The sequence below is a fragment of the Spirillospora sp. NPDC048819 genome (genome assembly GCF_040650055.1).
Taxonomy (GTDB): Bacteria; Actinomycetota; Actinomycetes; order Streptosporangiales; family Streptosporangiaceae; genus Spirillospora.
Window position 1 is genome coordinate 22,598 of sequence record NZ_JBEZGN010000023.1, and the last position, 23,785, is coordinate 46,382.

At 72.6% G+C, this 23,785-nt stretch carries 23 protein-coding genes; 8 read left to right on the forward strand and 15 right to left on the reverse strand.

Annotated features, from left to right (window positions below; all coding sequences use genetic code 11):
- Positions 1–19: 19 nt before the first annotated feature.
- From AB0C35_RS27370 to AB0C35_RS27425, 12 genes are all read right to left on the reverse strand, one after another.
- Positions 20–802, reverse strand: coding sequence for an alpha/beta hydrolase (locus AB0C35_RS27370; RefSeq protein WP_358461455.1), 783 nt, complete (start codon positions 800–802; stop codon positions 20–22).
- On the reverse strand, positions 799–1,659 hold the full coding sequence (locus AB0C35_RS27375) for an alpha/beta hydrolase (RefSeq protein ID WP_358461458.1): 861 nt from the start codon (positions 1,657–1,659) through the stop codon (positions 799–801). The genes AB0C35_RS27370 and AB0C35_RS27375 overlap by 4 nt, the downstream gene beginning before the upstream one ends.
- Positions 1,656–2,612 carry a hypothetical protein gene (locus tag AB0C35_RS27380; RefSeq protein ID WP_358461461.1) on the reverse strand — a complete coding sequence of 319 codons (957 nt, stop codon included), beginning with the start codon at positions 2,610–2,612 and terminating at the stop codon, positions 1,656–1,658. The genes AB0C35_RS27375 and AB0C35_RS27380 overlap by 4 nt, the downstream gene beginning before the upstream one ends.
- On the reverse strand, positions 2,602–3,897 hold the full coding sequence (locus AB0C35_RS27385) for a peptidase dimerization domain-containing protein (RefSeq protein WP_358461464.1): 1,296 nt from the start codon (positions 3,895–3,897) through the stop codon (positions 2,602–2,604). The genes AB0C35_RS27380 and AB0C35_RS27385 overlap by 11 nt, the downstream gene beginning before the upstream one ends.
- 99 nt (positions 3,898–3,996) lie before the next feature.
- A complete protein-coding gene (locus AB0C35_RS27390; RefSeq protein ID WP_358461467.1) occupies positions 3,997–5,256 on the reverse strand; it encodes a Rieske 2Fe-2S domain-containing protein in 1,260 nt (419 codons plus the stop codon).
- Positions 5,253–6,059 carry an IclR family transcriptional regulator gene (locus AB0C35_RS27395; protein WP_358461470.1) on the reverse strand — a complete coding sequence of 269 codons (807 nt, stop codon included), beginning with the start codon at positions 6,057–6,059 and terminating at the stop codon, positions 5,253–5,255. Before AB0C35_RS27395 ends, AB0C35_RS27390 begins: the two co-directional genes overlap by 4 nt.
- Positions 6,056–6,331, reverse strand: coding sequence for a hypothetical protein (locus AB0C35_RS27400; RefSeq protein ID WP_358461473.1), 276 nt, complete (start codon positions 6,329–6,331; stop codon positions 6,056–6,058). The genes AB0C35_RS27395 and AB0C35_RS27400 overlap by 4 nt, the downstream gene beginning before the upstream one ends.
- Complete coding sequence (locus AB0C35_RS27405; RefSeq protein ID WP_358461476.1) at positions 6,328–7,326, reverse strand: amidohydrolase family protein; 999 nt, start codon at positions 7,324–7,326, stop codon at positions 6,328–6,330. Before AB0C35_RS27405 ends, AB0C35_RS27400 begins: the two co-directional genes overlap by 4 nt.
- Entirely contained in the window at positions 7,316–7,444 is a 129-nt protein-coding gene (locus AB0C35_RS27410; RefSeq protein WP_358461479.1) for a hypothetical protein, read from the reverse strand. Before AB0C35_RS27410 ends, AB0C35_RS27405 begins: the two co-directional genes overlap by 11 nt.
- Positions 7,426–8,151, reverse strand: a complete 726-nt coding sequence (locus AB0C35_RS27415; protein WP_358461482.1) for a hypothetical protein — start codon at positions 8,149–8,151, stop codon at positions 7,426–7,428. Before AB0C35_RS27415 ends, AB0C35_RS27410 begins: the two co-directional genes overlap by 19 nt.
- A gap of 5 nt (positions 8,152–8,156) precedes the next feature.
- A complete protein-coding gene (locus AB0C35_RS27420; protein WP_358461485.1) occupies positions 8,157–8,519 on the reverse strand; it encodes an ester cyclase in 363 nt (120 codons plus the stop codon).
- A gap of 363 nt (positions 8,520–8,882) precedes the next feature.
- On the reverse strand, positions 8,883–9,506 hold the full coding sequence (locus AB0C35_RS27425; RefSeq protein ID WP_358461487.1) for an NAD(P)-binding domain-containing protein: 624 nt from the start codon (positions 9,504–9,506) through the stop codon (positions 8,883–8,885).
- Positions 9,507–9,838: 332 nt separating this feature from the next.
- Here AB0C35_RS27425 and AB0C35_RS27430 point away from each other — a divergent pair, with 332 nt between their 5' ends.
- Positions 9,839–10,465: a TetR/AcrR family transcriptional regulator gene (locus AB0C35_RS27430; protein WP_358461490.1), complete on the forward strand. Its 627-nt coding sequence runs from the start codon at positions 9,839–9,841 to the stop codon at positions 10,463–10,465.
- Positions 10,466–10,531: 66 nt separating this feature from the next.
- On the opposite strand, the gene AB0C35_RS27435 is transcribed toward AB0C35_RS27430, so the two are convergent.
- Entirely contained in the window at positions 10,532–10,942 is a 411-nt protein-coding gene (locus AB0C35_RS27435; RefSeq protein WP_358461493.1) for a helix-turn-helix domain-containing protein, read from the reverse strand.
- A gap of 88 nt (positions 10,943–11,030) precedes the next feature.
- On the opposite strand from AB0C35_RS27435, the gene AB0C35_RS27440 reads away from it, so the two are divergent.
- From AB0C35_RS27440 to AB0C35_RS27450, 3 genes are all read left to right on the forward strand, one after another.
- Entirely contained in the window at positions 11,031–11,678 is a 648-nt protein-coding gene (locus tag AB0C35_RS27440; protein ID WP_358461496.1) for an NAD(P)H-binding protein, read from the forward strand.
- A 260-nt stretch (positions 11,679–11,938) separates the two neighbouring features.
- Positions 11,939–12,211, forward strand: coding sequence for a hypothetical protein (locus AB0C35_RS27445; protein ID WP_358461498.1), 273 nt, complete (start codon positions 11,939–11,941; stop codon positions 12,209–12,211).
- Between the two features lie 118 nt (positions 12,212–12,329).
- Positions 12,330–13,460 (forward strand): enolase C-terminal domain-like protein, encoded by a 1,131-nt coding sequence (locus AB0C35_RS27450; RefSeq protein ID WP_358461500.1) that lies wholly within the window; start codon positions 12,330–12,332, stop codon positions 13,458–13,460.
- A 14-nt stretch (positions 13,461–13,474) separates the two neighbouring features.
- On the opposite strand, the gene AB0C35_RS27455 is transcribed toward AB0C35_RS27450, so the two are convergent.
- Positions 13,475–18,154, reverse strand: coding sequence for a cation-translocating P-type ATPase (locus AB0C35_RS27455; RefSeq protein WP_358461502.1), 4,680 nt, complete (start codon positions 18,152–18,154; stop codon positions 13,475–13,477).
- A gap of 157 nt (positions 18,155–18,311) precedes the next feature.
- Between AB0C35_RS27455 and AB0C35_RS27460 the strand changes: the two genes are divergently transcribed.
- Entirely contained in the window at positions 18,312–18,506 is a 195-nt protein-coding gene (locus tag AB0C35_RS27460) for a hypothetical protein (protein WP_358461505.1), read from the forward strand.
- Here AB0C35_RS27460 and AB0C35_RS27465 read toward each other — a convergent pair.
- Positions 18,495–20,186 carry a GAF domain-containing sensor histidine kinase gene (locus tag AB0C35_RS27465; RefSeq protein ID WP_358461508.1) on the reverse strand — a complete coding sequence of 564 codons (1,692 nt, stop codon included), beginning with the start codon at positions 20,184–20,186 and terminating at the stop codon, positions 18,495–18,497. The genes AB0C35_RS27460 and AB0C35_RS27465 overlap by 12 nt on opposite strands.
- Positions 20,187–20,365: 179 nt before the next feature.
- Between AB0C35_RS27465 and AB0C35_RS27470 the strand changes: the two genes are divergently transcribed.
- From AB0C35_RS27470 to chvE, 3 genes are all read left to right on the forward strand, one after another.
- A complete protein-coding gene (locus AB0C35_RS27470; protein ID WP_358461511.1) occupies positions 20,366–21,049 on the forward strand; it encodes a response regulator transcription factor in 684 nt (227 codons plus the stop codon).
- Between the two features lie 56 nt (positions 21,050–21,105).
- Positions 21,106–22,338 (forward strand): acetyl-CoA hydrolase/transferase C-terminal domain-containing protein, encoded by a 1,233-nt coding sequence (locus tag AB0C35_RS27475; RefSeq protein ID WP_358461514.1) that lies wholly within the window; start codon positions 21,106–21,108, stop codon positions 22,336–22,338.
- A 285-nt stretch (positions 22,339–22,623) separates the two neighbouring features.
- Positions 22,624–23,754 (forward strand): multiple monosaccharide ABC transporter substrate-binding protein, encoded by a 1,131-nt coding sequence (gene chvE / locus AB0C35_RS27480; protein WP_358461517.1) that lies wholly within the window; start codon positions 22,624–22,626, stop codon positions 23,752–23,754.
- Positions 23,755–23,785: the final 31 nt, after the last annotated feature.

Sequence of the window (23,785 nt, forward strand, 5' to 3'; positions counted from 1 at the left end):
TCTGAGCGGATCCGCTCGCTCAACGACGGTCCAGGAAGTCGGCGACCAGGCGAGCGAACTCCTCGGCCTGGAACTCCAGGGGCACGGCTGCGCCCTCGATGACGGCGGTTTCGGCATGCGGGATCTGGCCGGTCAGCGGACCGAGTTCGGGGAATGCGTACGGGTCGCCGGCCGCGCCGACGCACAGGACCGGGCAGTCGATGAGATCGATCCGCTCCTCCATCCGGTAGGCGCTCACCGCGGCATGTCCGTGCTCGACGTCCGGCCATACGCGCAGCGCGTCCCGGACGAAGCGGGTCAGCAGGTCCGGGCGGCCCTCGGGATAGAAGGCGGCGCGGCGACCCCACAGTTCGGCCAGGTGGGAGCCGTCGGGCCGCTCGCCCACGGCGTCGATGGCCGGGCGGGCGGCGCGGCGCTCCCGCGCGGCGGCGTCGATGTACGGGGTGGAGGACAGCACCAGTCTCCGCACGCGGCGGGGAGCCCGCGCGGCGATCTCGGCCGCGACGACTCCGCCGGTGTGGTGCCCGACGAGGTCGAATCCGTCCAGTCCGAGCGCGTCCAGCAGGTACAGGACGCCGGCGGCGTAGTTCTCGACGGTGTGCTCGGCGACCGGGGCGGAGGCTCCGAAGCCGGGCGTGTCCGGCGCGATGGCGCGGCGGCCGTCGCCGAGGACCGGAAGGACCTCGCGGAACTCGTCCCACGAACGCGGGGTCTGGTGCAGCAGGACGACCGGCGGCCCGCTACCGCGTTCGGCATAGTGGAGTTGACCCAGCGGAGTGTCGGCATAGCCGAAACGGATCATGAGTTGGCCTTCAGGAACTCCAGCGACAGCGGGTTGTACAACTCGGCGCGCTCGTGCTGGGGCCAGTGACCGCAGTCGGAGAAGAACTCCAGCCGGGAGCCCGGGATGGCCTTGTGCATGGCCTGCGCCTCGGGCACGTCCCCGAACGGGTTCTGACGGCCCCAGACGATGAGCGCGGGCGCGGTGATGCGCGACATCCGGTCGGGCTTCAGCAGGTTCCGCTGCCGGGTCTCCATGTCCTGAAGGCACAGCAGATTGTGGACGTTGGCCGCGAAGTCGGGCCGGTGGTAGATCCGGTGGCGGATCTCGACGAGTTCTTCGGAGACGTCCTTGGCCGGGTCATGCATCAACAGGTGCAGCCGCTTGCGGGTGAGGTCGATGTCGTCGGTCTGCACGGCCTTCAGCGTGGACGTGCGGATACGTTCCATCACCCTGGGATCGGCCTTGGTGCCGCCGGCGGCCAGCAGTTGCAGGGACGCGACCCGTTCGGCTGCCTCGCTCGCCAGCCACGCCGCCACCCATCCGCCGAGCGACTCCCCCACCAAGTGGGCGCGGTCTGCTCCGATCGCATCCAGATAGGAGGTGAGGTGCTCGACGTAGCGCGGGATCTCGTACGGGTGGTCGGGCTTCGCGGTGTAGCCGTGCCCGAGCATGTCGATGGCGTGGCAGCGGTATCCCGCGCCGGCATGGGCGGGGATGTTGCGAACGAAAGCCTCCAGGTGCCCGCTGGTGCCGTGCAGGAACACCAACGGCGGGCCGTCCTCGGGTCCGGCGATGAGCGCACGCGTCGGCACGCCTCCCGCGTCGACGTAGGACAGCCGGTGGTCCACGCCGGTGAGGTCGGTCCAAATCGTCATGTGGTGGGCTCCTTCTCAGCGGTCGGGTCGAGGACGGCCACGGCCATGCCGGTGAGCCAGTCGTCGATCGGCTCGTAGGCGAGCCTGCGGCCAGGCGCATGACCGAGCGCGGCGGCCATGAGCAGCCACGTCCGGATCTCCTGGGCGCCGTTGCCGGCTTCCCGTTCCAGTTCCTCGGTGCCGACGGCGCATATCCGGTCGGCCTGTCCGGTCTCGATCAGGTCGAGGAAGTCCCGGTCGAAGTCGGGATTGATGATGCTCGGCGCCGCACGGACGATCTGCCGGCGGCGGGCGTCGTAGCGCGCCCAGTCCTCCCGGCCGTTCAGCCAGGCCGCCACCATGAACTCCTCGTCGTCACCGTGCGGGTCGCGCCAGTCCGGCCACGGCAGCCGGTGCGACAGCCCGCCGGAACCGATCACTGCTACGCGCCGGTCGCCGGGAAAGGCATGGACGGCCGTGCGCAGCGCCCCGCCGAGCGCGGCACAGCGAGCGGTCGTCGGCAGCGGCGGCGCGAACACGTTCACCACCAGGGGCACGATCTCCACGTCGAGCCCGTCCAGCAGGTACTGGACGGCATGGGACTGCCCATGGTCGATCTGCAGCCGCGCCGAGAACGCCGGGTCGAAGCCGCCGTCGACGAGCGAGGACGCGAGGTGCCTCGCGAGCGGCACGTCCACCGGCAGCGGCCCCTTCGGCGTGCCGGACTCGCCGCTCGCCACGCACTCTCCGACGCCGATGGTGAACGCGGGGATGAGGTCCAGCCAGAAGCCGCGGAAGTGGTTGGACCCGGCGATCACCACGGTGTCCGGACGGGCCTCGGCGAGCAGGTCACGCGCCTGGTACAGCGCATCGCGAAACCGGGTGGCCTCCGCCTGCTGCCGCGTCTCGTCCCAGTGGGTGTTCATCAGCGTGCTGTGGGACGCGCCCACACCGAACACGATCTCACCCGGCATCGCGCACCCCGATCACGTCGATCGCCACCCGGATCAGCAGTCGGGTCAGCCGTTCCATCTCCCGCAGGTCCACGGTGTTCATGCCCATCTGGAAGTCGCTCGCCGGATCGACGCCCAGCTCGCCTGTGCGCGCCTTGGGCATGCCGATCCGGACGGTCGGGATGCCGCGCGAGCGCAGGATGTTGGCGTCGGTGGCCCCGGAGTTGCCGAGGATCGGCTCGTGCGGTCGGCCCTCGGCCTCCTCGAACGCGGCCGCGGTCGCGGCGACCACGGGATCGGACGGGTCGGTGCGCGTCCCGGGAATGGCCAGCACCATCTCCCAGGTGACGTCGGCCCCGGCCTTCTGCGCGAGGTCGCCGACGGCCTCCGCGAACTCGCGTTTCGCCTGCGTCGGTGACAGATCCGGCGGCAGCCGCAGATCGCAGCGGAACCGGCATGCCGCCGGCGTGACGGCGGCCATCCGCATCCAGCCGCCCTCGATCGCGCTCACGGCACCCTGCGGCGCGACCGTCCCGGACGTGTGCCGTGCGGCGTACTCCTCGAACCACGCCTCCAGGCCGGCGACGATCTCGCCCGCGAGCGCGATCGGGTTGCGGTACGGGAGCCGGTGCCTGCTGCCGACGTAGGTGTGGGTGCCGTGCACGGTGACCTCGAACCAGGCGAGGCCGACCTCCTCGTGCGACACCGTCCAGCCCGGTTTGGCGATGACGGCGTGATCCGCCCACAGGCCCTGCTCCAGCAGGAACGAGCAGCCGACGCCCTGCCCGGTGTGCCGCCGGACGTCGCCGTCCAGGCGGGGAGAGTTCGTCGGCATGCCGCCGGCGCCCAAGCCGACCAGCAGATCGCCGGCCAGCGGCACGCCCGCCGCCCGCATCGCTTCGGCGGCCGCCATCACGCAGGCGGCGTGGCCCTTGGGGTTGCCCGCGCCGAGGCCGACCACGTAGTCCCCGTGGACGGACGGCGCGGGGCGCATGTCGGCGCGCAGCTCGGGCCCGATCCACGGGACGTCCGCGTCGGCGCGCCCGATGGTCAGCGTGTCGACCGGCGCGTAGAGCATCAGGTCACGGCCGCCGCCTGTGCCGGGCAGCCGCCCCCACGCCGACGCCTGCCGGTCGTCCAGCGGCAGCGTCCCGGCCCGCAGCCCGGCCGCCGCCAATTCCGCCGCCGCGTAGTCGGCCAGTGGCCCCTCATCGCCGGTCGGGCTGGGGACTCCGACCAGCCCCGTCACCAGCTCCAGCAGACGCTCGCGGCGCACGCCGGCTCGGGCTCGCTCGATCCAGCTCACTGGTTGATCCGGTGGACCTGGGTCCGGCTCGTCCGCAGCAGCCGCCATGCGCCGGCCAACAGGCCCGCCAGGGCGACGACCACCAGCACACGTCGCATCTCAGTCGTCCTCCTTGGTGATCGTGGAGAGCTTGGCCTTGTACTCCTTCTCGGCCAGCCCGCGCCAGGCGGTCAGGGACACGTCCGGCCGGTACAGCTGCTCGGGGGGCGCGTCGGTCACGTCGACCATCCAGGCGTCCTGGCCGGAGAACTGGCCGTGGAACAGCCACCGGACCCACCCCAGGTACTTGAGGTAGAACCTCAGCGTCCCGGGGCCGCGCCGGAAGTTGACCATCACGCCCACATACCGGTGCCGGTCCGCATCGACCGGGACGTAGAACTCGTAGTGGATGAACTTGGGGTAGACGATGCGCAGCACGCCCGGCATCGACACCGACGCGAACCCCGGGAACCCCTGGGCGGCGATGACCGGGTCGATCTTGGACGCGGCGCCGGTGTTACCGATGTTGGACGGTGCGCCGCCGTCCTTGGCCGACGGCGGGCCCAGCTTCCACCACCGCTTGTTCGTCCAGCGGCCCAGCCCCGGGAAGTCGGCCTCCCAGAACTGCTCTTCCTGCTTGCGGTAGATCCAGCGCCGCTGCGGAACGATGCGTGTCACGTTCCAGGTCGGCATCGCCTTGAACAGCCGCCACAGCGATGTCCGATGCAGGTACTTGGCGTGCCCCTCGTCGAAGCCGTTCTCGCACGCCAAACGCCAGTTCCCGGTCCGGTCGTCCATGCGGCCGCCCATCACGAACGGGTTCTCCACCAGCTCCCCGGGCAACTGCTCGTCGATCGGATGGGGCTCCTCATCGGCGATCGGGACATAGACCCACACCATGCCCAGCCGCTCGGCCACCGGGTACGTCGCGACCCGCGCCTTGCCGCAGATCGGCGACTGCGGCCCGTCGGTGATCGCGGCGACCAGCTCCCCGTCCCCCAGGTCGTAGGTCCAGCCGTGATACGGGCAGCTCAGCGTCCCCGGGAACTCCTTGCGGCCCAGCGACAGCGGCACACCCCGATGCGGGCACCGGTCGTGCAGGGCGTACGCGGCGCCGGCGTCCCGCACCAACGCGATCTTGTCTCCGCACAGCGTGACGCCCACGGGCCTCCCGGTCACGTGACTGGACCAGGCCACCGGATACCAGTAACCCCGAAAGCCCGCGGCCGCCGCGTCATAGCGCGGCCACGTCGACCAGTCCCGGCGCCCGCGCGCCCCCCGCTGCGTCTGTGTCTCAGCATGTGTCACGCCTCGATGTTCGAGCGCGGACACCGTCCGGCCCAAGGAACAAGGTCCGCCCACCGAACCGGACCCGGTCATCTGCTCTCCTGCTCCAGCTCGTAGTCGATGAGGCGCTCGGAGATTCGGGTGGCGGCGGCGAGGACGGCTGGGACGAGCCTGGGCAGCCGGGTGCGGGAGGTGGGCGCTGCGACCGAGATGGCTCCGGGGATGCGGCCGTGGGCGGCGCGGACGGGCGCGGCGACGGAGAGGTAGCCGACGCGGGTCTCCTCGCTCTCGACGGCGTAGCCGGCACGGCGGATGCGGTCCAGTTCGGCGAGCAGCAGCCGGGGCGCGATCACGGTGTGGCCGGTGAGGCGGCGCAGGGGGCGGGCGAGCAGGCCGTCCACGACGCGGGGCGGCGCGTGGGCGAGGAGGACCTTGCCGGTCGCGGTGCAGTGCAGCGGCATGCGCCCGCCCGTGCGGGACGGCCGGGTGACGCTGCGGTGCCCGCCGAGCTTCTCGATGTAGAGGACGTCGGTGCCGTCGCGGACGGCGCAGTGCACGGTCTCACGGGTGAGGTGCGCGAGTTCTTCCAGGTAGGGCAGCGCGATCTCGCGCAGGATCCGCTGCCGGGGCGCGATCTGGCCGAGTTCGAAAAGGCGCAGGCCGAGCCGGTAGTCGAGCCCGGCGCGTTCGAGCGCGCCCCAGGCGACCAGTTCCTGGCTGAGCCGGTACACGGTGGCCTTGCGCAGGCCGGTCCGGCGCACCAGTTCGGCGAGCGAGACGCCTTCGTCGTCGGGGCGGAACGCCTCCAGGATGAGGCGGACCTTGGACAGGACCGAGTCGGTCTCCCCCGAGTGCATGGGGCCGACGGGTGTGAGCGTGGCGGCAGCGGTGATCATCGTGGCTCTCCCTCGCCTCCGGTGAACTGCTGGAGTCCGGCTCGCGCGGCAGGGTCGACGCGGGTGCCGGGGGCGTCGACGCCGCGCACTCCCGGCAGGCCGAGCAGGACGGGCGCGACGAGCGCCTCGTGGCAGGCGGGACGGCCCGGGCATCCGGCGCACATCCCGGTGTAGCGGACGGTGGGCACGGCGCCGTCGGCGACGAGTTCGAGGCCGCCGCCGTGTCCGCGCATCGTCCGGGACAGGGCGCGGACGGCGTCAGGGACGTTCATCCGAAACCCCGGCCATCGGGGACCTCGACGCCGAAGAGCCGCGCCGCGTTCAGGCCGAGGATCTTGCGTTTGTCCTCCCGGGTGATCTGCGGGTAGCCGTAGCCCTCGCGCAGGTCGTCCGGGATCTGCAGGGCCATGAACGCCTCCAGGTAGGGACGTGGCGGGCCGGCGAGGGCGGCCTCCGACCCCCAGAGGAGGCGGTCGGCGCCGACGGCGGCGAGCAGCTCGCCGACCTGCCGCTGGATCAGCCGGGGCCGGACGGGTGTGAAGTTGACGGTCGCCGACAGGGCGAGGTGGATGTTGGGGAACCGGGCGGCGATGTTGACGCATTCGTCGAAGTACGGCATCGCCAGGTGGTGGATGACGAAGGTGAGATCGGGGAAGTCGCGTGCGGCGCGCTGCAGGTCGCCGGGGTGGAGCTGTTCGAGGTTCTCGGTGCCGAACGGGTTGCCCTTGTGGAACTGCAGGACGCGGATGCCGAGGTCGCGGGCGCGCTCGTAGACGGGGTAGGCGAGCTTCTCGTCGTCGCAGCGCCAGCCGCGGTCGACGTGCCCGTTGTAGAACTTCAGCGACACCGCGCCGAGGTCGGTGACCTGCCGTTCGAGATGTTCCAGTGCGGCGCCCACACCGCGGTGCCCGGGGTCGACGCCGCCGCAGAACAGGGCCCGGCCGGGGTAGGCGCGAGCGAACTCGGCCTGCAGTTCGACCGGCGCCCACCAGTCGTCGTACCAGTCGAAGACCGGCACGACCTGGGCCATGGCGACGTCGGTGGGCTCGCTGCCGGCCGGGTCGCCGAAGACCATCCGTCCCATCGTGGCGGCCGACAGCCTGCGGTCGAAGGTCTCCTGGTCCCCGTGCAGAGGCCGCAGTGCCTCGCCGAGGCCGAGCGACATGTCGCGGACGTGCCGTGACCAGGGCGCTGACTGCAGAAGGTTCGCCTCGCTCATGTCGTGCAGGTGCACGACCAGGTCGAACACGAAGACGTCATCGATCAACGGCCACCTCCAGGACGACGCGGCCGGCCGCGCGGCCGGCGGCGAGCGTCCGCCAGGCCACCGGTGCCGCGGCGAGGGCGTACCGGTCGGTCCGCAGGGTCAGCTCACCCTTGGACAACCGAGTTCCACGCGGGTGCCGGCCGTGTACCCGACGATGACGGCGACGCCGCCGGGCGTGACGGCGTCGAGCCGGGACGGCAGCGCGGAGCCGCCGACCGTCTCGATCAGCGCGTCGTAGGGTCCGTCGTCGGCGGCGCCGATGAGCGTCCGGACATCGCCGGGGACGAGCGCCGCCCGCTCTTGGCGCGACACCAGTGCCGTGACCTCGGCGCCCGCGAGCACCGCGAGCTGCACGGCCAGAGAGCCGACCGCGCCTGCCGCGCCGGTCACCAGAACCCGCTGGCCGGACTGGACGGCGGCCAGTTCGTGCACCGAGATCCAGGCCGACGTCGCGGGTGAGAAGAAGCAGGACGCGAGGACCGGGTCCGCGTCCTCGGGTGCGAGATGCACGGCCTCGTCCGGCACGGCGGCGTACTCGGCGGCGACGCCGTCGCGCGTGACGCCGAGGCCCCCGCCGCGCAGCCACACCAGCGCGCCGCGCGGGAAACGCCCGGACTCCTCGACCCGGCCGGCGCCGTCACCGCAGGGGACATAGGGCAGCGGCGGGTTGCGGGGGAAGCCGCCGGAGGCGACGCTGCGGTCGAGATGCCCGAGCGCGGCGGCGGCGACGCGCACCAGCGTCGTCCCCTCGCCGGCGGCGGGCATGGGCAGGTCACCGGCCACTTCCGGTGCCCGTCCGAACTCCGCGAGCCGCAGTCCGCGCATGCCGCTCACTCCCCCGCGCCGAGTTGGGCGGCGACGGCGGCGTGGTCGTAGTAGACGGTCTCGTTGACCATCGTGTCGCCCTCGAACCGGAACACGATGACGCCCTCGACGTCCATGACGCGCCCCTTGCACGGGATGCCCGCCCAGTCGGCGTGCTGGGTCCCGACGGTGCGGCCCTCGATGATGACCGCGTCGGCCGCGTGGTGGACGAGTTCGGGGATCAGCCGCAGGTCCGGGAACGCGCCGAGCAGGCCGGTCAGCAGCTCGCGGACCTGATCGTCGCCCGCGTGGACGCGTCCGGTCGGCAGGATGCGGTAGTGCGCGCCCTTCGGCATGGTCGCCAGGCAGGCGTCCAGGTCGCCGGCCATCTCGGTGAGGAGATGCTCGACGACGACCGCCTCCCGCCGGGCGCGCAGGTCCGCGTCCGGGAGCGGACGGTCGGCGGGCCGGCGGCCCCGACGTCAACCATCTCGGGCTCGACGAGAGCGCCACCCGCACCAGCAGGGCCTACTCCCCTGCGGCCCTCGACCGCCTCACCACGATCAAACAGACGTACGATCCACACGAAATCGTCCAAACCCCGCCCTGGATCAACGCCTCAATGACATCACCCACAGAGCGATAGCCACGGGCTGAAGAACCGGCTCGGGCTCGAACGCCACGCCGCCCGCACCACAAAAGGACTGTGGACGCGCTTTGAGCTTCATCGCGAGTACCTCCTCCGGGACGGCTCAAGCGGGAAGTTCCGTGACGCCGAGGGCGAAGTTCCAGCCCCCAACCCCGTGGCGTGCGAGGCCCATGGTGAGCACACCCGCTCCTTCCAGCCAGTGCGCCATCTCCAGGCCGCCGGCGTCCAAGGGGCGCAGCCCGAGGCTCTTGATGAACGCCTCCACGATCGCCTTGGCCTGCACATCGTCGCCGGCGATGAAGACGTCGGGCCGGCCCTTCTCCAGGACATGACTGAAGATTGTGTTGAATCCCTTCACCACGCTGGCACTGGCCGGGGCCGTCTTGGAGGCTTCCTGCGCGATCGAGGTGACCCCGGGGCGGGCCAGACCGTCGGCCGTGGCATTGAAGGGGTTGCTGATCTCAATGATGACCTTGCCCGCGAGGGCGTCTCCGTAGTGGGCGACGACCGGAACGACACTGTCGGCCAACAGGGCCACAAGGACGATGTCGCCGGCCGGGACGGCACCCCACTCTCCCGTCGTGGCGCCGTCGCCGAGAGCCTTGGCCAGGTCAGCGGCCTTGTCGTGATCGCGGCCCATGACCTCGACGGTGTTGCCGCCGGCCACCGCCAGCGCGCCGATCGTACGGGCCATGTTCCCGGTGCCGATGATGCTGATGCTGCTCATGACGTGTGCTCTCTTCCTTGTTCTCGAACTATCGCTTTGTTTCGTTGGTGCGGGGTCACCCAACGGGGTGAGCCGTGGAACTCGGCACCGGCGGAGGGGCCACGGTGTGTTCGTTCAGATCACCGTGGTGCCGCCGTCGGGCCAGGTCGGTCGCGTCGCCCTGCACGGCGGTCATGTTCCGGCCGATCACCTTCACCGCCTCGTCCAGCGCCTCCTGCCGCCGGCCGGTGATGAACCTGGTAAACCGATCTGTTTACGTAACGTATCCGACGACCGGCGGGGAGCGCAAGCTATGTAAACCGAGCGGTACCGACTTGAGGTACGATGCGGGCATGACGAAGTTGGAGAAGGGCCCCCAAGGCCGGCGCCGCGGCAGGGGCGCGCGCGAGCGCATTCTCAGCGCGTCACAGCAGCTGTTCCGCACTCGGGGCATCAACCGCACCGGTATGAACGAGCTCTGCGCGGTGGCCCAGGTCTCCAAGCGCACGGCCTACCAGCACTTCACCGGCAAGGACGAGCTGGTCGCCGAATACCTGCGCCGGTTCGATCCCGGCCTCATGGCCGCGGTGTTCGACCGCACCGACCTCACACCCCGCGAACGACTCCTCGCCGCCTTCGAGGTGCCCACGTCCGGCCCGGGCGAGCTCACGCCTCTGTGCCCCTACATCGCGGCGACCATCGAAATCCACGACCCCCAACACCCCGCGTCCCAATACGCACGCGAGTACAAGCTCGCCATCGCCGCGCGGCTCGCCGAAACGGCCCGCGAAGCCGGCGCCACCGACCCCGAACAGCTCGGCGAACAACTGGCGCTGCTCCTCGATGGCGCCTCGGCCCGCACCCGAGTGCTCAACGCCGAGTCCTTCCCCACCGCCGCCGCCATCGCCGCCGTCCTCATCGACAACGCCCTCCCCGCGATGGGCCGGGAGCAGGAAGACGTCAAGGCAACGGTCGAGTAGCCCCAGGGTGGAGATTCCCTCGGGCCCGCGACGACGGAGACTGGCGGCAGCGCCGGTAGCGCGCCGTTACTTGTCTTGCTCCGTGGAGTCAGGTCGCTTGGCGCGGTCGTAGGCTTCCTGGGCCGCCGACACGTCGCCGAGGTGCGCGATCGCCCATTCCTCCAGCGCGCGCAACGGCTCGCGCAGGGTGCGGCCCGCCTCGGTGAGGGTGTACTCGACGCGGACCGGAACTTCGGGGTAGACGGTGCGGCGCACGAGCCCGTCCCGTTCGAGCCTGCGGAGAGTCTGGGTGAGCATCTTCTGCGAGACGCCCTCAATGCGCCGGCGCAGCTCTGAGAAGCGGGCGCTGCCGTCCCAGAGGGCGCCCACGATGAGCACCGTCCAACGGTCGCCGATGCGATCCAGGATGTGGCGAGTCGGGCAGTCCGCGCGGTAGGGGCTGCCGCGGAGCACCGACTCGGGCCGGGTGGTTACCACAAGGTGCCTTCTTCCCATCGGGTAGCTGCACTCCTACGGTAACTAGTGCGCGTCGTCCGACGCCACCCGTCCCGTAGAAGGGCACCTCGTGTCTCGTATTTCCGTCATCGGCGGCACCGGCTATGCCGGGTCGGACATCGTCGCGGAGGCCGCCGCTCGTGGTCACCAGGTCACCGCACTGAGCCGCTCGCTCCCCGACGCGCCGATCCCGAACGTGACCTATGTCCAAGGCGACGCCACCGACGAAGCAACGCTCTCGGCATTCATTGAGGGCGCGGACGTCGTGGTGGGCGCACTCGCCCCACGCGGCCCGCTGGCCGGCGCCTTCCGCGACGTCTACAGCACCATCGCGCGTCTGGCCGATGCCGCGGGTGTACCGCTGTTCGTCGTCGGCGGCTACTCGTCGCTGCGTCCTGCGCCCGGGGCGGATCGCTTCGTCACCGACCTCAGCCACATCCCCGCGGAGCTCCACGACGAGATCCGCGCCGGGGCGGCGCTCATCATTGAGGACCTCCCGGCCACGCCCGAGACGCTCAACTGGGTCTTTGTGAGCCCGGCGCTCAGGTTCGGCGCCCGTATGCCCGGTGAACGGCTCGGCCGTTATCGGCTCGGCGACGACGTCGCGGTTCGGCCCGAGGACGGCGGCGCGATCTCCGCCGCGGACTACGCCCTCGGATTCGTCGACCTGATCGAGAAAGGCGGCCACCACAGGGCACAGGTCAACCTCGGCCACTGAGCGTCGATCCATCGGTGGCGCATCGGGGCTGATCATTTGCCGCGCGCGGGCGCAGGCGGGATTCTCGCCCTGTTGCGATGAAGGAGCGCGGGGGCGCCCTGACGGCTCCGTGGCCGCGTCTTTGCAGGACGTCGTTTCCATCCCGCGCCAGTTGACCGTGGGCAAAGAAGCGGTTAGCGCCGGCGTGCGGACTGTGACATCGGGTAGTCCGGCTGCGTCACAGAGGAGGGATAATGATCAACACACTGCATAAATGGGGCATGCGGTCCAATCTCATGTACACGGCGGGCATCGCCTCGATCGGGCTGGCGTTCGCCTCGTGGATGGCGTCCAACCGGCTGGAGGCCGCGGGCGTGGAACGCGCTGACCGGTGGGGCATCTTCGTCGGCGAGTGGGCCCCGACCTTCTTCGCGATGGGGATCGCGCTGCGCATGGAGGAGACGCGCGATCAGGCCATGGAGGCCTTCGAGGAACGCGCCGACATGGATGAGAGGGTCGGCGGCTACGCGGGGAGGTCCTCGGCGATGCGGTAGCCGCGAGCCGGGCGCCTCACGGCCGGCACCGGCGGGCCCGGCCGTTTCGGCCGGGCCCGCCGGGTAGTCATGACCGGGTCGCGGCGCGGAGCCGTAGGGCCGGCGGAGGGAGGCTGTGATGCCCGGCGAAGAGGTCATCGCCGTCGATGGGGTGCGAACGCACGCTTTCGAGGTCTCCACCGATGGTCCTGACGGGGTCGAGGAGGACGGCACGCTGAGGTGGGGCTCCACGACCGTGATCCTCGTGGAGGTGCGCGCCGAAGGCCATACCGGGATCGGCTATACCTACGGGGACGTCTCGGTCGCCGCCTTCGTGGATTCGAAGCTGGCGCCCATCGCCGAGGGCGGGGACGCGCTCGCCCCGGCGGCGGCCTGGCACCGCATGTTCGCCGGGATCCGCAACGCCGGACGTCCCGGCGCCGGCGCCATGGCGGTGTCCGCCGTCGACATCGCGCTGTGGGACCTCAAGGCGCGGCTGCTCGGCCTTCCGCTCTTCCGGGTGCTGCCGGCCTTCCACGACCGGGTGCCCGTCTACGGCAGCGGGGGGTTCACCAACTACTCGCTGGAGCGGCTCACCAGCCAGCTCGCCGGCTGGGTCGAGCAGGGCATCGGGCGGGTGAAGCTGAAGACCTCCCGCAGGCCCGGGGAGGATCCGCGGCGGCTGACGGCCGTCCGGGAGGCGATCGGGTCCGGGCCGGAGCTGTTCGCCGACGCCAACGGGGCCCTGACCCGCAAGCAGGCCCTGTACTGGGCGCGGCGGTTCGCCGAGGAGTGGGACGTCCGCTGGTTCGAGGAACCGGTCGCCTCCGACGACATCGCGGGACTGCGGCTGGTGCGCGACCACGGGCCCGGATGCCTGGACGTCGCGGCCGGCGAGTACGGATTCGTCCTCGAGGACTTCGCCGACCTGCTCGACGGGCCCGCCGTCGACTGCCTGCAGGCCGACGTGACCCGGTGCGGCGGCATCACGGGACTGCTCCAGGTCGCGGGGCTGGCGTCGGCCCATCAGATCGACCTGTCGGCGCACTGCGCCCCGGCCGTCTCGGCGCACGCGTTCTGCGCGGTGGATCGGCTCCGCCACCTTGAGTACTTCCACGACCACGTCCGCGTGGAGGGTCTGCTTTTCGATGGGATCCTCGAACCCGGGGACGGCATGCTCGTGCCCGCCACCGACCGTCCAGGGCTGGGCCTCCAGGTCAGATGGGACGACGCGGAGCCGTACCGCGTGCACGGCGACCGTCCGTCCTGATCAGGGCGCCGGGCTCAGTGGGGCCCGGCGGGCGTGACGGATGCGGCTCCGGCGGCCGGCAGCAGCCGCGGGGCGATGGCGGCTCCCAGTGTCGCTCCAGCGGCGGCCGCCGTGACGACGAGCCAGGCGCCGGGTCCCAGCGGGGTGCAGCCGAAGAACCCGCTGAGGCCCGGCGTCTCGACGACGGCGAACAGCGCGCCCGCTGAGACCACGCAGGTGGCGATGACGAGGGGGCTGTGCCGGCGGGCGATGAGGGTCTGGCCGAGCTGGGCGCCGACCAGGGCCGCCAGTGCCATCGTGGACGCCCTGCGGCGCCCGCCGGGGATCAGGCCGGGCAGCCTGCCGGCCTGCCAGGAGACCAGGGCGGCGGCCGCGGTGGCGGTGCCACGGACGGCGAGCGCGGACCGCATGTCGTGGCCGCTGAACCCGTGGACGGGCGCCCCGCCGAGCGGCTCCTCCGCGTCGGGGCGGTGGCCGGCGGGTGTGAGCGCTACGGCCAGTGCCGGGAGCATGTCGGTGAGCATGTTCACCACGAGCAGCTGCCGGGTGCTGAGCGGGGCGTCGCCGCTCAGGGCCGTTCCGAGGATGGTGAACGACACCTCGCCCGCGTTGCCGCCGACGAGGATGGCGGCGGCGTCGCGGACGCTGCGCCACAGGGCGCGGCCTTCGCGGAGCGCGTCCAGGATCAGCGCGTTGTCCGGTGCCGTGAGGACGAGGTCGGCCGCGGTGCGGGCCGCGCCGGAGCCGCGTCCGGCGACCGCGATGCCGACGTCGGCGCGGCGGATGGCGGCGGCGTCGTTGACGCCGTCGCCGGTCATCGCGACCACCCGGCCGGCCCGGCGCAGGTCCTTGACGATGCGCACCTTCTGGGCGGGGGAGACACGGGCGAAGACGGCGGCGCGCTGGACGGCCCGGCGCCGCTCGCCGGCGGTCATGGCGTCGAGCTCGGTCCCGGTGAGGACCCGGTCGGCGTCGGGGATGCCGAGCTCGGCGGCGACGGCCGCGGCGGTGGCGGGGTGATCGCCGGTGATCATGGTGGTGCGCACCCCCGCGGCGCCCAGCCGCCGCACCGCGTCCTCGGCGGTGGGACGCGGGGTGTCGGCGATGCCCACGAAGCCCAGCAGGGTCAGGTCCTCGATGTGGTCGGTGATCTCGCCGCGGTCCCGGCCCGGGCCGGGGGCCTCGGCGACGGCGAGCACGCGCAGGCCCTGCCCGGCCAGCCGCCGGACGATCGCGGCGGCGGCGCGGCGGCGGGCCGGGGTGAGCGGCTCGTCCCGGTCGGCGGGAGCCTGGGGGACGTGGATCCGGGCGCACCGGGCCAGGAGCACCTCGGGTGCGCCCTTGACGGCGATGACCGGCCGGCCGCCGTCGCGTCCGAGGGAGGCGGAGAACCCGCGGGTGGCCTCGAAGGGCAGTTCCTCGTCCAGGGTCCACCGGGAGTCCGGCGGGAGATCGCCGGCGGACTCCAGCACGGCGCGGTCGGTGGCGTGCGCGACCCGCCTGCCGTGCGGCGGCGGGCAGGCCCGCGCGGCGACCCGGAGGATGCGCCGACCGTCGGCGCCGGTGAGCGGGAGCGGCCGGGCCGGGCCGGCCGCGCGGACGAGGCGGAGCCTGCCCTCGGTGAGGGTGCCGGTCTTGTCGAAGCACAGGGTGTCCACCCGGCCCAGCGCTTCGAGCGCGCGGGTGGAGCGGACCAGCACGCCGAGGTGCGACAGCCGCCGCGCCGCCGCGAGCTGCGACAGGGTGGCGACCAGGGGCAGCCCTTCGGGGACGGCGGCCACGGCGACCGCGATGCCCGATTCCAGGGCGCGGTGCAACGGCAGGCCGCGCAGCATGCCCAGGACGGTGACGGACGCGCCGCCGAGGAGGGTGGCGGGGAGGGCCTGGTGGGTGAGTTCGGCGAGGTGCGCCTGCATGCTGGACGAGGCGTCCGCCGCCCCTGCGAGGGCCGCGGCACGGCCGGTCTCGGTGGCCTCCGCGGTGGCGACCACGAGGGCGACCGCGTCGCCGGCGACGACGGTGGTGCCCTCGTAGACCATGCAGTACCGGTCGGCTGGGTCGGCGCCCGGCGCCGGCTCGACGCTCTTGCCGACGGGCACCGGCTCCCCGGTGAGCGTGGCCTCGTCCACTTCCAGCGACTCCGTCCACAGCAGCCGGGCGTCCGCCGGGACGACGTCCTCGGGGCGCAGGCGGATCACGTCGCCGATCCGCAGGCGCGCGGCCGGGACCTGGTCGGTGGCGGCGGAGCGCAGATGCGCGAACGCGTCCGGGTCCGCGGCGCCGGGCCGCGGGGGCCGGGCGGCGCCGTCCCGCAGGCGGCGGGCGCCGACCTGCTGCCCGAGGAGCAGTTCGCCCAGGACCTGCTCCGCCCGCATCCGCTGCACGCCCCCGATGAGGGCGTTGCCCGTCATGACGCCGGTGACCAGGAGCGCGTCGACGCTCGAACCCACCACCGCGGACGCCGCCGCGCCGAGCGCGAGCACGGGGGTCAGCGGATCGTCGAGTTCCTGCCGCACCGCGGACGCCAGGCGCAGGCCCGCCCTGGCCGGCCGGACCACCGTCCAGTGCAGCGGCGGCAGCACCACCGGGCCTGCGCGGACGGCGGCGTAACGCGACCCGGGTCTCCGCGTCTCGGCTTCGCCGGTCGCGGGTCCGGCGGCGGTGCGCGCCAGCCGCCGGAAGACCTCCTCGGCGGTGAGGGCGTGCCAGGCGTCGCGGACGACGGGCGGCGGCAGCGGGCGGTGGTTCAGCCGCCGGGCGCTCAGCGCGTTGGCCAGCATCGCCATCATGCCCGCCACGTGCACCGGCGGGACGTCCCGCGAGTACGCGATCCCGCGGCGCCGGGCCGGTCCCCCGGCGAGCAGGAGCGCGCCGAGCGCCGACGCGCTCAGGGACAGCTCCGCGGCGCGGTCGCTTGCGCGCCTCGCCGGCCGGACCGCCGTCAGCAGCCGCCACGCCTCGCCGAGTCCTGGCCCGCACACCAGGTCGGCGCGCCAGTCGGCGGGCCCGTCCCCGCCCAGCACGCTCACTCCGACGTCGGCCGCGTCCAGCGCCCGGTCCTGCCCGCGCGCGATCGCCAGCACGCCGTGGCCCTCGCGCTGCAGGGCGCGCACGGAGTCGGCGAGGTCGCGGGCGGCCACCGGGGAGTCGTCGCCCCAGGCCACCAGTTCCCGGGTGCTGGCGTGCTCGGTCAGGACGACCACGTCGGCCGCCTCGTGCGCCGCCGCCAGCAGCGCCTCGGCCAGCGGATCGAGCGAGCAGCCCACCCGCACGCGGCCGCATCGCCGGTCCCGTCCGTCCAGCAGGTCCAGCTCCGCGCCCTGCGGGTCGGCGGGGCCGCCGTCCGCCGCCCTGGCCAGGCGCCATCCCGCGTCCCGGTCGTCCTCCTCGCCGCCGGGCCGCTCGACCGGCCAGGGGCCGGGCCCGGCCAGGTCGCCGGTGCCGAGGCCGGCCAGCAGCCCGCCCGCCGCGCGCCAGACGGCCGCGTCGTCCAGTTCGTCACCGGTCGCGGCCGCCGACAGCAGCCGCGGCTCCCCCGCGCACAGCACCGCGGAGTCGATCACCACCGCGCCGACCCGGTCGAGCCGGCGCAGCGCGGCCGGGTCCAGCACCACCGTGCCGAGGCCGGCCAGGTCGTGCGCCAGCACCGCGGCGAACGCCTCCCGGCCTTGCCGCGCCGCCTTGGGCATGGTCGCCAGCAGCAGGTCGGCGGCGCGGGACGCCTCCCCGGTGCCCGCCATGACGCCGGTCGCGCCCAGCAGATGTCCCAGCTCCGTGCGCTTCCCGGCCTTCTCCACCGGGCCGTCCGGAAGGGGGCGCGGCCGCCGGGGCCGGGTGCCGCACTCCTGCGGCTGCCGCCCGGCCACCGCGAGACGCGGCTCGCGGCGCCGCCACACGTCGCGGCGCGCCCCGATCTCGTAGAGCTGGAACACCCGGTGCACGGCGTCCGAGGCCAGCGGGGCCACGCCCTGGCCGGCCCCCTGGACGACGGCGTTGGCGGCCCCGAGCAGGGCCTCGGCGCGCGGCCCGCCGAGCCGCCGCTCCACCACCGCCCGCACCCGCGGCGTCGAGTCCACCAGCGACACCGCCGCCCGCACCGGGCTCGGCATCGGCGGAAGGGCCAGCAGCCGGCCGACCGCGGCGGCGGCCGACCCCGCGCAGTCCGCCGCGAGGGCGGACGTGGCCGCCGCCCAGGCCATCTCGTCGTCGGGACGGCACGCGTGCGCGTCCTCGTCGAACCGGGCGGCGTCGTGCGCGTTCTCCACGTCCTGGACCGCCGCCACCAGGGCGCTCAGGTCCACGTCGCGTTCCGCGTACGCCACCAGGATGTGACCGGTGACCGCGTTCACCTCGGCCCAGTCCACCCCATCCAGCCGATGCAGCGCCCCCGTCAGCGCCTGCACGTACCGCCGGTGCCGCTGCCCGCGGCCCGACAGGCCGTTCACCTGGATGTGAGCGCGGCCGCCGTGCGCCCACACGCGCCGCCCGGGGCCGCCGGCGGCGAGCGTCGCGAGTGCGCCCGCGGCCCGGGTGGCGCGGTGCGCCCCCTCCCCCACGGCAGCGCGGAAGGGCCGCACGGGCCGTGCCCGCACACCCGCCCTCGCCCCTCGCACGGCCAGCGCGGAGGCCGTATCCGCCGCGGCGACCGGCACGCTCAGCACCGTCTTGACCAGGGACGCCCCCGGAATCGCCACCGCCCGTTCCCCCTACCGCGGATGACCGACCCACCGACGAACGCCGGTTACCCGTGACCACGCTCCGTAAACGGGGCCGGTCGTTAGAGCGGAGCGTGGCCGGGTAGCAGCGCGATGCAGGCAGAGCCGGTGATTGGCAGTGACCATGGGGGCAGAGATGACCACGCCTGAAGAGAACGCGCCGAAGACCGAGGACACGGACCAGGTCGTGATGAAGCCGGGCGGAGACGAGGGCCGCGAGCCGGGCCGGGAACCCGGGTCGCGGCCCGACGTTCGCACGGAACTCGGCGCCGAACTCGAAGACAAGATGTCGGAGAAGGGACTCTCCCGCGACGACTTCTCAGAGTCCTGAGCTTCTCAGGGGGACGCGCCAGACGATGACGGTGCCGCCGCCGGGCCGGTCCCGGGTCGTGCAGTCGCCGCCCAGTCCCCCGGCGCGGTCGGACATGTTGCGCAGGCCGCTGCGGCGGCCGCCGCCGGGGATGCCGACGCCGTCGTCCTCGACGCGGAGGGTCAGGTCCTCGTCGCCGACGTCGATCACCACCACGGTCTCGGTGGCGTGGGCGTGCCGGGCCACGTTCGAGAGGGCCTCCCGCACGACGGCGAGAAGGTGATCGCCGGTCTCGTCGTCGACGGCGGTGTCCAGGAGGCCGTCGAGCCGGACCGACGGCGCGAAGCCGAGCTGTTCGGCCGCCGCGTCGACCAGGGCGTGGACGCGGCTGCGCAGCGAATCCTCGTCGGCCGGGGCCTGCAGGGCGAAGATGGACGAGCGGATCTGCCGGATGGTGTCGTCCAGGTCGTCCACGGCCCGCTGGACCCGGACGGCCACCTCCCGCTTCTGAGTGATCTTGCCCACGGCCATCAGCGTCATCCCGGTGGCGAAGAGCCGCTGGATGACGGTGTCGTGCAGGTCCTTGGCGATCCGGTCGCGGTCCTCCAGCAACGCCAGCCGCTCGGTGTCGCGGCGCCGGTCGCCGAGCTCCAGCGCCACCGCCGCCTGGCCCGCGAACGCCTCCAGCAGCCGCTGGGCGCCCTCGGTGAACACCGCGCCGCCGGGCGGGTTGCTCACCGAGATCACGCCGCGCGCGGCGGCCCCGACGCCCAGCGGGACCGCCACCACCGGGCCGGCCACCGGTTCGCCTCCCGGCACCCCGGCCTCGCGGGCGGCCTCGGCGCCGTCGGCCAGCCGCAGCGCCACGCCCTCGTCGAACACCCTCCCGATCACCGAATGATCACGGGGGAGGCGCAGGCCCTGGAGGCGGTCGGCGCCGTCGCCGGACGCGGCCTCGACCACGAAGCCCCGCCCGTCCTCGTCGGCCAGCGCCACGTTGCCGAGCGCGGCGCCGGCGATCTGCCGGGCCCGCTCGGCGACCAGCGCGGTCACCTGATGCGTGCCGACACCGGACAGGAGCGCGGTGGAGATCTCCGCCGACGCCTCCAGCCACCGTTCCCGCCGCCGGGTCTCCTCGTACAGCCGGGCGTTCTCGATCGCGACGCCCGCCGCGGTGGCCAGCGCAGTCACCACGACCTCGTCCTCCTCCTCGAACTCGCCGCCGCCGGCCTTCTCGGTGAGGTACAGGTTCCCGAACACCTCGTCCCGCACCCGGATCGGGACGCCCAGGAACGTCCGCATCGGCGGGTGGCCGGGCGGGAACCCGTACGACTCGGCGTGCTCGGTCAGGTCCGGGAGCCGCAGCGGACGCGGATCCTCGATCAGCAGCCCGAGGATGCCGTGGCCGGTCGGCCACGCCCCGATCTCGGCGATCTCCTCGTCGCCGACGCCGACGGTGACGAACCGGGCCAGCCGCCCGCCATCGTCGCCGATCACCCCGAGGGCGCCGTAGCGGGCGCCGGCCAGGGTCGTGGCGGCCTCGATGATCCGCCGCAGCACCGTCTCCAACTCCAGGTCGCCGCCGATGGAGACGACCGCCTCCAGCAGCGCGTGCACCCGGTCGCGGGTGGCGCGGGCGGCCTCCAGCCGCGCCTGCAGCTCGGTCAGCAGATCGTCCAGCCGGAGCTGGGGCAGAATCAATCTCGCCCGATCCTCCCCGAAACGAGATTCGTCGGCCACACCGACAGTATCCCCGCCCGTCCCGGAGAACGTCGGCCCGGGACCTCGGTCCCCGGGAGCGCGGGACGTCCGGCCGCTGTGTCGCGGCACGCGCGGCGGGTACCGTCTGATCCGTCACCGCCGAGCGGGGAGAAGAGCCGATGACAGACCCGGGGGACGCCGCGCCGATCAGGGTGTTCCTGGTGGACGACCACGAGGTCGTGCGCCGCGGGGTGGCGGCGCTCCTGTCGGCCGAGGACGACATCGAGATCGCCGGTGAGGCCGGCAACGCCGCGCAGGCGCTGGCGCGCATTCCCGCCTCCCGGCCCGACGTGGCCGTGCTGGACGTCCGGCTGCCGGACGGCGACGGCGTGAGCGTCTGCCGGGAGCTGCGCTCCCAGATGCCGGACCTGGCGTGCCTGATGCTCACCTCCTACGACGACGAGGACGCCCTCTTCGAGGCGGTGATGGCCGGGGCCGCCGGCTACGTCCTCAAGCAGATCCACGGATCGGACCTGGTCGGCGCCGTACGCACCGTCGCCGCGGGCCAGTCCCTGCTCGACCCCCGCTCCACGGCCCGGATGCTGCGGCGGCTGCGCGACCGGCAGGAGGAGAGGGACCCGCTGAAGGGCCTGACCGAGCAGGAACGCAACATCCTGGAGCTCATCGGCGAAGGCCTGACGAACCGGCAGATCGGCGAACGCCTGTTCCTGGCGGAGAAGACGGTCAAGAACTACATCTCCAACCTGTTCGCCAAGCTCGGGATGAGCCGCCGCACCCAGGCCGCCGCCCTCGCCGCCCAGCTCAAGGCGGACAACGCGAAGTCCAGGCGCCTGCGGGACTGATGCTTCCGCGGCCCGGGCCGCGAAGCGCGATCATCGACGACCGGGAGGATTCATCGATGCGGGTGATCTCGGAGACGCACCTCGGCGCCGTCCTGTCCGGTCTGCCGGGCCGGCCGCGGGTGGTGGCAGGGGGCAATTTCGCCACGCCGCGGCGTGCCCTGGCCGTCCTGGACGCGGCACTCCCGGAGTACCGGCTGTTCATGCTGAACGCCCAGGGCGATCTGCCCGACCGGGACGGCGTGGACCTGGAGACCCCGTTCGTCGGCGCCGGGATGCGCGGCCGGGACGGCCTGCGGTACTACCCCTCGCGGCTGTCGCTGGTGCCCAACCTGCTCAAGGAGCTGCTGCCGCCGGACGTGGTGGTGATGCAGACGTCCATGCCCGCCGGCGGGACGGTCTCGCTCGGCATCGAGGTGAACATCCTGCCCGCCGCCATCGAGGCCGTCCGGGAGCGCGGCGGCGTGGTGGTCGCCCAGTTGAACCCGCGGATGCCCTACACCTACGGCGACTCCGTCCTCGCCCTGGAGGACGTCGACTACGCCATCGAGACGGACGAGCCGCTCGCCACACCCGTGCCGCGGCCGCCGGGCGAGGTCGCGCGGGAGATCGGGCGGCGGGTGGCGCGGCTCGTCCCCGAGCAGGCGACGCTGCAGCTCGGGATCGGCGGCGTCCCCGACGCGGTGCTGGCCTCGCTGCTGGACCGCCGGGGCCTCGGCGTGTGGTCGGAGATGTTCAGCGACGGCGTCCTGGCCCTGGAGAAGGCCGGCGCGCTCGACACCGCCACGCCCATCACCGCCTCGTTCGCCTTCGGAAGCCCCGAACTGTACGACTGGGCCGACCGCAACGAGCGCGTCCGGATGCTGCGCACCGAGAAGACCAACGACCCCGGCCTGATCGCCCGCAGGCCGCGCCTGGTCTCGGTGAACTCCGCCCTCCAGGTCGACTTGTTCGCCCAGGCCAACGCGAGCCGCGTGCGCGGTGTGATCTACTCCGGATTCGGCGGCCAGACCGACTTCGTCGTCGGCGCCCTGCACTCCCCCGGCGGACGCGCCGTCATCGCGCTGCCGTCCTGGCACCCCCGCGCGGACGTCTCCACCGTCATACCGCGCCTGGCCGGACCGGTCACCTCGTTCCAGCACAGCTACATCGTCAGCGAACAGGGCACGGCCGCCGTCTGGGGGCATGACGCCGTGTCCCAGGCCCAGCAGATCGTGGACGAGGTCGCCCACCCCTCCGCACGTGACGAACTGCGCGAAGAGGGCCGCAGGCTCGGTTTCCCGCTGCGCTGATCCGGGCGCCGGCCACGCGCCGACACTGACGCTGAATGTTTGCGTTAACCAACAGAACTGTCAATGGACGGCACGACACAAGTGCGCTCCTGCTGGTCAAAGCCCTAACGATCGGACGCTCGCGGAGCGGGGCGCCGCGGGTGTTGACGCCGGTGGTGATAACGCTAACAATCGGGTGGCGAGTTGGGTCACGGTTGTGACGCGGCGCACACCGGCCTCTTGACATGGCAGTGTGACCGGTAACAGCCTGTCCTGCGACCACCGGCAGCCACCCCGAGGTGAGACGTGAAGCGTAGGAAGCTCGTCAGCCTGGCGCTGGGCCTAGGGCTCACGCTCGGCATGACCGCGTGCGGGTCGAGTGAGAAGACCATCGACAAGGAGAAGGCCGAGAACACGTCGGCGAAGGGCGCCCTCATCGGCGTCACGATGCCGACCCGCTCCTCCGAGCGCTGGATCCACGACGGCGACAACCTGAAGAAGCAGCTCGAGCAGCTCGGCTACAAGGTCGATCTGCAGTACGCCGAGAACGACATCCCCACCCAGGCCAACCAGATCGACAACCAGATCACCAAGGGCGCCCGGCTGCTGATCATCGCCTCGATCGACGGCACCGCGATCACGACGCAGCTGCAGAAGGCGGCCGACAACGACATCCCGGTCATCGCCTACGACCGGCTGATCCGCAACTCCCCGAACGTCGACTACTACGCCACCTTCGACAACTACAAGGTCGGCGTGCAGCAGGCGACGTCGCTGCTGGTCGGGCTCGGCCTGAAGAAGGCGGACGGGTCGGAGGGCACCGCGAAGGGGCCGTTCAACATCGAGCTGTTCGCCGGCTCGCCCGACGACAACAACGCGACGTTCTTCTACAACGGCGCGATGGACACCCTGAAGCCGTACATCGACAAGAAGACCCTCGTCGTCAAGAGCGGCCAGACGGACTTCAAGACCATCGCGACGCTGCGCTGGGACCCGGGACGCGCGCAGAAGCGCATGGAGGACCTCCTCACCCGCGAATACGGCGGCGGAACGAAGATCCAGGGCGTCCTGTCCCCCTATGACGGCCTGTCGATCGGGATCCTGTCGGCGCTGAAGTCCAGCGGCTACGGGACCGAGGGGCAGCCGTACCCGATCGTGACCGGCCAGGACGCCGAGGTCGCCTCGGTCAAGTCGATCATCGCGGGAGAGCAGTACTCGACGATCTACAAGGACACGCGGCAGCTCGCCTCGGTCACGGTGAAGATGGCCGACGCCGTCCTGAAGGGCGGGAAGCCGGAGGTCAACAACACCAAGGACTACGACAACGGCGTGAAGGTCGTGCCGTCGTACCTGCTGAACCCCGTGATCGTCAACAAGGACAACTACAAGAAGCAGCTCATCGACACCGGCTACTACACCGAGGACCAGCTGAAGTAACGCGCCGGGGGCAGGCGCCCGCGGGCGCCTG